Source organism: [Haemophilus] ducreyi, assembly GCF_900109315.1.
Lineage (GTDB): Bacteria > Pseudomonadota > Gammaproteobacteria > Enterobacterales > Pasteurellaceae > Haemophilus_B > Haemophilus_B ducreyi.
Genome location: NZ_FOJC01000004.1, coordinates 152199 through 163103, shown reverse-complemented (window position 1 = coordinate 163103; position 10905 = coordinate 152199). Strand labels below are relative to the sequence as shown.

At 39.9% G+C, this 10905-nt stretch carries 10 protein-coding genes; 5 read left to right on the top strand and 5 right to left on the bottom strand.

The genetic code is table 11. The annotated features are described in order from the left end of the window. Positions 1-200 (bottom strand): Flp family type IVb pilin (locus BMX01_RS04055; RefSeq protein ID WP_074647816.1); only part of this gene is annotated, 200 nt, incomplete at its 3' end. 817 nt (positions 201-1017) lie between these two features. Here BMX01_RS04055 and BMX01_RS04050 point away from each other — a divergent pair. The 3 genes from BMX01_RS04050 (at position 1018) to lysS (ending at position 3590) form a co-directional block, all read left to right on the top strand. After that, entirely contained in the window at positions 1018-1662 is a 645-nt protein-coding gene (locus BMX01_RS04050; protein ID WP_412556280.1) for a SanA/YdcF family protein, read from the top strand. A gap of 80 nt (positions 1663-1742) precedes the next feature. Beyond that, positions 1743-1970, top strand: a complete 228-nt coding sequence (locus BMX01_RS04045) for a YceK/YidQ family lipoprotein (RefSeq protein WP_010945187.1) — start codon at positions 1743-1745, stop codon at positions 1968-1970. Positions 1971-2093: 123 nt separating this feature from the next. After that, positions 2094-3590, top strand: a complete 1497-nt coding sequence (gene lysS / locus BMX01_RS04040; protein WP_064083304.1) for a lysine--tRNA ligase — start codon at positions 2094-2096, stop codon at positions 3588-3590. 60 nt (positions 3591-3650) lie between these two features. On the opposite strand, the gene BMX01_RS04035 is transcribed toward lysS, so the two are convergent. From BMX01_RS04035 to xseB, 4 genes are read right to left on the bottom strand one after another with little or no spacing between them, the layout of a single operon-like run. After that, positions 3651-5150 carry a fused MFS/spermidine synthase gene (locus tag BMX01_RS04035; RefSeq protein WP_064082991.1) on the bottom strand — a complete coding sequence of 500 codons (1500 nt, stop codon included), beginning with the start codon at positions 5148-5150 and terminating at the stop codon, positions 3651-3653. After that, positions 5143-5754: a fused MFS/spermidine synthase gene (locus BMX01_RS04030; RefSeq protein ID WP_064081807.1), complete on the bottom strand. Its 612-nt coding sequence runs from the start codon at positions 5752-5754 to the stop codon at positions 5143-5145. The genes BMX01_RS04035 and BMX01_RS04030 overlap by 8 nt, the downstream gene beginning before the upstream one ends. Positions 5755-5775: 21 nt before the next feature. Beyond that, positions 5776-6669 (bottom strand): (2E,6E)-farnesyl diphosphate synthase, encoded by an 894-nt coding sequence (gene ispA, locus BMX01_RS04025; protein WP_074647810.1) that lies wholly within the window; start codon positions 6667-6669, stop codon positions 5776-5778. A 1-nt stretch (position 6670) separates the two neighbouring features. Then, complete coding sequence (gene xseB / locus BMX01_RS04020; protein ID WP_010945193.1) at positions 6671-6895, bottom strand: exodeoxyribonuclease VII small subunit; 225 nt, start codon at positions 6893-6895, stop codon at positions 6671-6673. Between the two features lie 188 nt (positions 6896-7083). Here xseB and BMX01_RS04015 point away from each other — a divergent pair, with 188 nt between their 5' ends. Together BMX01_RS04015 and BMX01_RS04010 are read left to right on the top strand one after the other, a co-directional pair. Then, on the top strand, positions 7084-9027 hold the full coding sequence (locus tag BMX01_RS04015; protein WP_074647806.1) for an LTA synthase family protein: 1944 nt from the start codon (positions 7084-7086) through the stop codon (positions 9025-9027). A gap of 260 nt (positions 9028-9287) precedes the next feature. Continuing rightward, on the top strand, positions 9288-10886 hold the full coding sequence (locus BMX01_RS04010) for a ShlB/FhaC/HecB family hemolysin secretion/activation protein (protein WP_064081810.1): 1599 nt from the start codon (positions 9288-9290) through the stop codon (positions 10884-10886). Positions 10887-10905: the final 19 nt, after the last annotated feature.

The following is a 10905-nucleotide window of genomic DNA, read 5'->3' as shown; positions in this document are numbered from 1 at the left end:
CTAGAAAATTTACTTTGTAGTTTTTTTATAAAACTATTTTCACTATAAAATGCAGCAATAATTAAGACTGCCACTGCGACGGCGATTAAGCCATATTCAATCGCAGTTACTCCTTGTTGGTTTTCTTTAAAACGGCGGATACCGGCACGTACAGATTCAGTAGCTGAAATATAAGCTTGCGTTGTTAATGTGGATAACATCTTTTTCTCCAGATATAAAATAAATTATGTTGTTTTTTTAGGTTAATCATATAAATGAGTTGGTGTTTACTGTTTGCTCATCGGCGCCACGCGGTTATGACTACGGGAGGGAATTATAAAGCGGTGGCAATAAGTGTCAATCATTTTTTAATTCTGTAATGTTGTGTAATGTTGGCTTGCGGAGCTATTAGGTTTGGTGGGCGTGGGAGATGCTACGAAATGGTTTGGCTTTTTTGATTAAAAAAATATTTTAAATTAATGAGTTATCTTTATTTGCCATAATAATTTTATGGTATTTATAAGTAAGAAAGCGGTGGATTAAGTCGGTTTTTGTTGCTGGTTAGACCAGATTAGTTTATTCGAAAAAATGCGGCTTGGTTGATTTTTTTGGCGCTAGTGGATGTGTTTTGAGTAAATTTGGCGGTTTTTTGCGGGCTTTTAGGCTAAAAATAAGCAATATATGGCTTATTGATAGCCATGATTAATTAGTTTATCTTATTTGATTGCTGAGATTGATGTTAAGGTTAATGGCGGGTGCGAGGATAAATGATTGCGCACTTTTGTCAATTTTGTGTAAAGAAAGTGCTGTTTGTGCGTAAAGTGATATGGGGCGAGAGGCTTGGGGGAGGGTGACTTGCAATTTTTGGTTACTTGGTTATGCTAGGTGGTTGGCTAGGTTAGGTTTATCAGTTGTTTTTATAGCTGACTTTAGTCAGGTATTTTAATTGATTACGTGATTGGAGCGGATAGGTGGATAGTGTGGCGATTGATGATGTGGATAAGCAATAATAGCGTGCGAAGGTTGGCGGGGCGGTTGATGCGTTGCTTGAAGTGTGTGGCGGCGGGGTTGTTGTTGGCGGCGTCGATGTTGTTAATGGTGGATGGTTTAACCAGTTGGTATGTAAAGGATCGGTTGTTTACGGAGATTGATCAATTGCCGGCACGGTCTTATGCGGTGGTGTTGGGCACAGCAAAATTTTATGCAAGCGGTGAGTTAAATCTTTATTATCATTATCGGTTGGCTGCGGCAGCGGCGTTATATCAGCAGGCGAAGGTGGATAAGTTGTTGGTGAGTGGCGATAATCAAACGGTTTATTATAATGAGCCTAAAGTGATGCGCAATGATTTAGTGAATATGGGTGTGCCGGCTAGCCAGGTTGAGCAAGATTTTGCGGGCTTTCGCACGTTAGATTCGATTATTCGTGCTAAGCAGGTTTATCAATTGGCGCCGTTTGTGATTGTTTCGCAACGTTTTCATTGTGAGCGGGCGTTATTTATTGCTAAATATTATGATATTGATGCGGTCTGTTTTGCGGCTAAATATCCTGCGGGGCATATTCAGGTGCGGGTGCGGGAGTTTTTTGCGCGGTTAGGAATGTTATGGGATTTGTTGATGCATACGCAACCTGATAGTTTGGTTAAGGTGGATGCGAAGGAGATCAAAAGTGGGAATAAACGCTAGGGTTAATCTATCTATAACATTGAGTAAAATTAACGATGTAAGCAATTGTGTTTTATTTAATATTCTATGTGAGTAAACAAATGAAGAGCTTTTTAAAAAAAATCGTGTTGGCGTTATGTAGTGTTTATTTGACCGCTTGCGGCACAGTCGTTAGCCTTGCTGAACGCGATTATCGTGTTTATGGCGGGGTAAAACGTGATTTTGAGACAATTCAAGAAGGTACGCTTTGGTCGATGGCGGCGGTGGTTGATGTGCCGCTGAGTTTTGTGTTGGATACGTTGGTGTTGCCGTTGACGTTAACGCAGTAATTATTTAAGGCAAGAGGCTAGCTAATGAAGGCGAGATGTTTGGCGATATAGTCAAAAAGCTTAAAAGCTCGTATAATTGTACTTTTCTTTGCAAAGAAAATTGTTAATCCAAAAGGGAATAAAATGTCTGAAGAACAAGAATTAGATCTTAACGGCGAGATGTTAGCGCGCCGTGAGAAGTTAGCCAAAATTCGTGCGATGGGGAATCCGTTTCCGAACCGTTTTCGTCGTGATGCTTATGCTTATGCGTTGCAGGCTGAGTATGCGGAAATGGCAGGAGATGCATTAAAAGATGCGGATGCGCAGGTGAAGGTTGTTGGCCGTATTATGCTAAAAAGGGTGATGGGTAAGGCATCTTTCTTTATTATTCAAGATGTTAGCGGTCAGATTCAGCTTTATGTTGCACGAGATAATTTAGCCGAGGGGGTTTATGCAGATAATGTCGGTTTGTGGGATTTAGGCGATATTGTTGGCGTGTGTGGTACTTTATTTAAAACTAAAACCGGTGAGTTGACGGTTCGTTGTGCGGACGTTGAGTTGTTGACGAAGTCATTGCGGCCGTTGCCAAATAAACACCAAGGATTGGTTGATCAAGAAATGCGTTATCGTCAGCGTTATTTGGATTTAATTGCAAATGAGCAGTCGCGCCGTACTTTTGTGATCCGTTCGCAAGTGGTGTCGGGCATTCGTCAATTCTTTTTAGAACGAGGCTTTATGGAAGTGGAAACGCCGATGTTGCAGGTGATTCCGGGCGGTGCGGCGGCTAAGCCGTTTGTAACGCATCATAATGCGTTGGACGTGGATATGTATTTGCGTATTGCACCCGAGCTTTATTTAAAGCGGTTAGTGGTGGGCGGTTTTGAGCGGGTGTTTGAGTTGAACCGTAATTTCCGTAATGAGGGCGTTTCGGTGCGCCATAATCCAGAATTTACGATGATTGAATATTATCAAGCCTATGCGGATTATCACGATTTAATGGATAATACGGAGCAGTTGTTGCGTAAGTTGGCGCTGGATATTCTTGGCACAACGGTGGTGCCTTATGGTGAATATGAATTTGATTTTGGTCAGCCGTTTGAGCGGATTACGATGCACGATGCGATTGTTAAATATGGCAATGGTATTGCACGAGAAGATTTAGATGATATTGAGAAAGCGGTCGAAATTGCTAAAAAATTAGGCATTGAGGTGCAGAAATCGTGGGGCTTGGGCGCTGTGGTTAATGCGATTTTTGAGGAAGTGGCAGAGCATCAATTGATTCAGCCGACTTTCTTAATGGCGCATCCTGCGGAAATTTCACCGCTTGCTCGCCGTAATGATGAGAATTCAGAAGTAACCGATCGGTTTGAGCTGTTTATTGGCGGGCGTGAGATCGGTAATGGTTTTTCTGAATTGAATGATGCTGAAGATCAAGCGGCACGTTTTGATGCTCAAGTGGCGGCTAAAGATGCTGGCGATGATGAGGCGATGTTTAAAGATGATGATTTTGTTGTGGCGTTAGAGCATGGCTTGCCACCCACTGCGGGCGAGGGCTTAGGTATTGATCGTTTAGTTATGATTTTTGCCAATGCACCTTCTATTCGTGATGTGATTTTGTTCCCTGCAATGCGGCATAAATAATAGCGTGTTAATGTTATTGTAAAAAGCCCTCTTATGAGGGCTTTGTTTTTTGGGGTTTATTTAATTATTTGTGTTTAGCCTGCCATATTTATATTCGGTGATCATATTCGTATCCGTAATTATTTCAGCAGGGCGTTTTAAGGGTGAAAAATCAATATCTTTATAGGGGATTAATGGAGTATTGACAATTCTAGCGGTTCCTTCGGCTATTTCTGCTGGGGAGTTGAAAATATGATGCCCGTCGTGCCATTTTAGATTAGCTAATGCGCGATGAACTTCTGGCGTTGTCGGCACCGCGATCGGTTTTAATGACGCTAAGGACATATTTTCATACGCATAAACGTGTGGGAATACGGCTTGTGATGTTCGATAAGCATCTAAGGCTTCAGTCGTATTAAAGTAGATGAAGCCATTGTCGGTTAAATGCTGTTTAGTTACCGTTAAAAATTGTTGGCTGAGTAAATTGGTTGCGTAATTGCGCCAATGGAAAGTGGTGTTCATTAAAATGAGATCAAATTTTTGATCTGGATTTTTGTTTAACCAACGGCGGCCATCGTCAGTAATAATGTTTACTCGGTTATCTTTTAGTAGATCTGCCATTGCCGGATAAGATGAGGCAAGTTGTACATAAGCTGGGTTTAGTTCAACCACGGTGATTGATTCTAGATTAGGCATACTGGTTAATACTTTTACCCAAGAGCCGGTGCTTAAGCCAACCACTAAGATATTTTTTGCTTTCGGTGCGATAACCGGTAGTAAATAAGCACGATGAATGCCGTTGCTGTTGTGGTTTAAATTAACATTTAGTTGTCCATCGTAAACATTGCTGCCATAAACAATATGGTCCTGATTTTTATCAAGATAGACTTGAATAATGCCGTGTTTATTTTCAATCAATGTTTCTAGTTGCATATCTTCTTTATTTGCTAGCGTGCTGATCATTTTTTCAGGCAATAATGCGGTGGCAAATACGACACTTATGGCAAATAGGGCGGTGATTGCTTTGAATATGCGCTTGGTCAGGCAAAAACAAGCGATAATCAGTGTGATACTGATTACGATTAAATAGGTTTGTTGAGTGGTAAATTGGTCGAGTAAATAGAAGCCGATGAAAATGGGGGCAATAGTGCATCCCAATACGTTGGCAAAATAGACGTTTGAAATTGCCGCGCCTGTTTTTTTATGCCCAGAACCTAAATGGTGGACAATTGGGAAAACAATACCGCGTAGTAGCGCACAGCAAAAAATACTGAAAATGGAATATAGAAAGTGAGAATGTATGCTATCTGTTGCGCTGATTAAGCCAATAGCGAGGCAGTCAAATAACGCGGCGATGAAGAAAATATGTCCGATATAATTAATGCTAGCGTTGCCTTGTTGGCATACTTTTTTGCCGATTAATGAGCCAAAGGCGATACCGAGCAAAAATAGGGCTAAAGTTAGCGAAAAGGCTTGCGGTAAACCTCTTGCTTGAAAACCTAATAGGCGAATCCAAATAACTTCTAGGCTTAAACTTAGAAAACCGCCTAAAAATGATAATAATATTGCTTTTTTAGTCATTTTTATTGCCCTTATTGCGATATTTAATAAAAATTGCTATGGCGACGATGTAATTGATGGCCGCAGCAAGGTAAATTACTTGGGTTAATGTTAGGTAATTAAATAATGCGAAGCCTGTGAGTAGGCAAGCGGTCGCGGCACCTAAGGTGTTGGTAAAATATAGCCAGCCGATATTGTCGCCAATGTTATCTATATATTGATTTAGGTGTTGAGTTAATAGTGGCAAGGTGCAGCCCATTAGAAAAGTGGGGAATAGCAGTAATAGGAAATTAGCGAAAGCAATAGCGGGTACTGTTGAATGTAAGAATGTGTGTTTAACAAATTCAATTAAGAATGGGCTTGCTAAACCAAAAGTGCCAATGCCTATTTCAGTTAAGGCAAAAAATTGAATAATCCGCGTGGGAAAGCGGTCGGCAATGCGCCCGCCATAGTAAGCGCCTATGCCAAGCCCTGCCATAAAAACAGAGATAATGATGGTAATGGATTCTAAATCAACGCCAAATGCGGTAAATAATAACCTTTGCCAAGCGATTTGATAAATTAATGCAGCCATTCCAGATAAAAAGAATACACTTTTTATCGTTTTGGTACTGTAATGCGTCATTGGGGGTAATTCTCCTTAATATTAATTTTCGCGATGAATAATAAAGTCGGCTAACTCTTTTAATGCGGTGCTGTTAAACGGCAGTTCTGCGAGTGCGTTGAGTGCTGTTTGGTGTAAGTCTTGTGCTTTTTGTTTTGCTTGTGTTAGCCCAAGCAATTTGGGGTAGGTGCTTTTGTGTAATTGTTGATCTGCGCCGACTGTTTTGCCGATTTTGTCGGTTTGGCCGATAACGTCTAGGATATCGTCTTGCACTTGAAAGGCGAGCCCAATTGCTTGTGCGTAGCGTTCAAGCGGTTGTTTTATTGCATTATTTTGTGCGTGATCAGATAAGTTAACTGCCATTAATACGGAGGCTACTATTAATGCACCAGTTTTGTGGCGGTGAATTTGTTCTAATTCGGTTAAGTTTAGTGATTTATTTTCGGCGAGTAGATCTAAATTTTGGCCGAGACACATGCCTTTAGCACCTGCTGCGGTGCTTAGCGTTCTGATTTGTTGGACTTTTTGCCAGTCGGTTAGGTGTGGGTCGTTAGCAATTAGCTCAAATGCTAGCGCTTGTAAGGCATCGCCGGCTAAGATGGCAGTGGCTTCGTCAAAGGCTATGTGGCAAGTCGGGTTACCGCGGCGTAGTTGGTCATTGTCCATTGCGGGCAGATCGTCATGCACTAGTGAGTAGGCGTGAATGGCTTCAATTGCAGCCGCAGAGTGGTCGAGCGTGGTTAATGGGACGCCTAGCATTTTGCCGGTGGTGTACATTAAAAAAGGGCGTATGCGTTTGCCACCTAGTAATACGGCATAAGCCATCGCTTGATTAAGCGGTGGTTGTTCGGTTGGTGATTGTGGTAGTCGGTTGCTTAGGAAATGGTTGATCCGTTGTTGGATAGCATTAAGATCGGTTGTGAGTGAGTAAGTCATATTATTCGTAATCTGCAAGTTCGGCTTGTTCATCTTTATTGAGTAGAATTTGAATGCGTTGTTCTGCTTGTTGGAGGCGTTGTTGACCTTGTTGTACCAGTTTAATTGCTGTTTCAAATTCGGTAAGGGCTTGTTCTAAAGGTAAATCGCCCGCTTCTAAGTGGTTGACGATACTTTCTAGCTCTTGCAAGGTGGTTTCAAAATTTTGTGTGGGTTTTTTTGCCATTCTTTAGCCTGTTGTTAGGGGAAATAAGGAACGTTAATAAGTTTAGCTTTGTGCTTATCTATTTGCAAATTCCTTTTACTTTTTGTGCGCTTTTCACTATTGTTGGTGCAATCTTAGTCGTTATGCTAGTGGAGTGTTATCTATTTTATTTTAGGCAGCACTTTTGTTTTATGTTAAAAGGAGAAATTATGGAGCAACGTCGTTCGGTATTGTTTCCCGTGCTGTTTTTTGTTGGGATCAATTTGCTTGTGCTGTCATTATCTCGATTTGGTTTGGCGATGTGGCAAGCGGAGCGAGTGACTGCAGTTGATGGTTGGGGACAGTTATTTGTGCAAGGTGTTAGAATTGATATTTCTGCGCTTTGTTGGTTATTCGGTTTGCCGGCACTATTTAGTGTTCTGTTGTTTAATCATCACTTAGTCGGTCGTATTTGGCGGGTGATTTTGCGCGTGTGGTTGACGGTGGGCAGTGTTTTTATTCTGTTTATGGAAGCGGCAACGCCTAATTTTATTGAAACTTTTGATTTACGTCCAAATCGTTTATTTATTGAGTATTTAGTCCATCCGAAAGAAGTGTTTTCTATGTTGTTGAATGGGCATTTGGAGACAGTGGTGATAAGTTCGTTGCTGGCGTTAATTTCGGTGGTGGTGTATTGGAAGTTATCTGGTTGGTCAACACGGCAATTTCGTTTTGTGAGTTATAAAGTGCATCCATTGTTGGCGTTGTTGGTTGCGGCGGTGGTGTTTATTGGGGCCCGTTCTTCATTTGCGCATCGTGGTATTAATCCTGCAATGGTGGCGTTTTCGAGCGATCCGTTAGTTAATTCTTTAGTGTTGAGCTCAGGCTATTCAGTGCTTTATGCGGTACAGCAGTTAAAAGATGAAGATAAATTCTCGGAGCAGTATGGCAAGATGTCGCCTGAAGAGATGTTGTTAGTTGTGAAGCAGGCACGTGGTCGTCCGGCAGAGGATTATATTTCGGCAGAGATTCCAACCTTGACGTATAATCAAGCCACTTATCGGGGTAAGCCAAAAAATATTGTGATTTTATTACAAGAAAGTTTGGGGGCTCAATTTGTTGGTACTTTAGGAGGTAAGCCGTTAACGCCAAATTTTGACCGCTTAGCTGAAGAAGGGTGGTTGTTGTCAAATTTATATGCGACGGGTACGCGGTCTGTACGAGGTATTGAAGCGACAACCTCTGGGTTTACGCCGACGCCAGCACGTTCGGTGGTTAAGCTGACTAAGAGTCAACATAATTTCTTTAATATCGCTGAGTTTTTGCGCCGTCAAGGATATGATACGTCCTTTATTTATGGCGGTGAGAAACATTTTGATAATATGGCAAGCTTTTTCTATGGTAATGGTTTTACGCGCATTATCGATGAAAATGATTATGCCAATCCGAAATTTCACGCGACTTGGGGCGTGAGTGATGAAGATTTATTTGATAAGGCGCATGAAACTTTTACGCAGTTACATAAAGAGGGTAAGCCGTTCTTTAGTTTAGTGTTTAGTTCAAGTAATCATGATCCCTTTGAGTTTCCTGATGGTAAAATTGAGTTATATGAGCAACCAAAGCAGACGCGTAATAATGCGGCGAAATATGCCGATTATGCGATTGGCCATTTCTTTACGTTAGCAAAACAGGCAGATTATTGGCAAGATACGTTATTTTTGGTGATTGCTGATCATGATTCGCGCGCGTTTGGTGAACATTTGGTGCCGATTCGCCATTTCCATATTCCGGCATTATTTATTGGTGATGGTATTGCGCCAAGACGTGATGAGCGGTTGGTTAGTCAGTTAGACATGCCAACTACGTTGTTGTCATTAGCCGGGGTAAGTGGTGAATATCCAATGATTGGTTATGATTTAACGCAACCGGTTAATCCAGATCGTGCGATTATGCAGTATGATTCAACACAAGCAATGATGAAAGGTAATGGTGATGTGGTCGTTATGCGCCCAAATACAGCGATCGAAAGTTTTAGTTATGATGCTAAAACACAAGCCTTAGTGCCGAAGGCTTTGCCTGAAAGTCTGAAAAAAGAGGCGTTGGCGTATGCATTATTGGGAAGTTATTTATATAAAAATCAATTATATAAGTTGCCCAAAGAGGTAAAACAGTAGCCATTATATTTAAACGGTAATGATGACTAATAAGCGGAAAAATTAAATTATTTTTTCGCTTTTTTTATGTGCGTTTTTCGCCGTGTTAGTGCGCCGTAACTAGATTAGACTGTAAAGTTAATTAGATCTAACATGAAAAATACGATTATTTTTCGAGTAAATTGTAGCATATTATTTAAAATTGATATAAATTAGCTGGAATTATTGTCAATATTGTGTAATTCAGAAAAGAGTGTTTTTGGTTAGTTTGGGCAGATAATATGAGAAGATGTGAAATTATAACAGTGTTAGCACTTCTTACATTATGCTCAGTTTATGTACGCGCAGAGCCAGAAAATATAGCGATAACTAAATTTGAGCCTGTTCAGCAGTATGATCAAATTAAGCATCAAGCTCAAAAAAATACGACCGATTTTAGCCCTTCTAAAGTATGTTTACCTTATAAGGGAATTAAATTTCAAGGCATTACGCTTATTGATCCATTACCTTATTTACCTAAAAAAAATGAATGTTTGAATCAGTCTCGCTTAAATCAATTGAGCCAAGATATTACTCAAGCCTATTTAAATAAGGGTTATATCCATAATCCTTTTCAGTTTGAAGATAAACTATCTGGTTTTTTAATTATGCGGGTGCTAGAGGGTAAAGTAATAAAATTAACGAGTAAGAGTGACCGTGTAAATTTAAATACGATTGCATACCATATTTTGGGTAATCCACTCAAGGTTCAAGATCTTGACCAAGCATTAGATCAAGCTAATCAAATGTTTGGTAGTCGTGTAACTGTTGATGTATTAACACAACAAGATGGCGGTATTCATTTAGATTTTGTAAATGAGGAACAGAGACGGGTTAATGGGTTTATTGGGCTAGATAATAATGCCTCTAAAATTTATCGACGCTGGCAAGCTAAAACAGGCGCTTATGTTGATAATCCATTTGGTTTTTCTGATATGCTCCATTTGGGATTAACGCATTCGTTAAAATCATTTCAACATGATTATACTCAGTCGGCATCGTTGCTCTATAGAATTCCCTATGGTTATAAGGCATTGAGTGTTTATGGCTCTATTTCTAAGTTTAAGCAGCAATTACCCTTAAAATTTAATGTTCTTAAACAAGCGGGTAAAAATTGGCAGCTTGGCGCCAAGCTAAATTATACGTTGGCTCGTGATAGTCGTTATATTTCTAATATATCAATTCAACTCGAGCATAGTAATAATAAGCATTATTTTGAAGATGTTTTAGTAAAAATACAAAGCCCGCGTGTAACTTCAATGCAAGCGGAGTTGAGTTATTTACGTTTATTTAAACAGGGCTCATTTTTAGCTAATTTATTGTATGAGCGAGGTTTGCCTTGGTTTAATGCGATGAGAAATCAGGGGAGGCATCAACCTGAAGGACAGTTTTCTAAGTGGAGATTTGATTTATCTTTTAATTATTATTATCAATTTTTTGGAAAAACATTACATCAGTATCATGGATTAAAAACACAATATAGTAAAAATTATTTGGTGAGTGGGAAGCAATTTGATTTGCTTAATAAAGAAAATGTTCGAGGATTTAATGATGCGGGTTCTTTATCAGAAAACGCAGTAATATTACGTAATAGTTTAGGTATTTCTTTTCAATGTAAAAATTGGAAGGTGGGGCCTTATGGCTTTGTTGATATAGGTAGACAGAAAAATAGTATAGGCAATATAGCGCCTCAAAGTGCATTAGGCTATGGGGTTGGGATTAATCTTGAAAATAAAAAAGCATTGCTTAATGTAGAGTATGCAAGAGGAAAATTCTTTTCTACTAAAGAAGCAACTAAACAAGAGAATTCAATTTATATAGATATTAAATACTTTTTCTAATTAAACCTTTAAGCGGCTA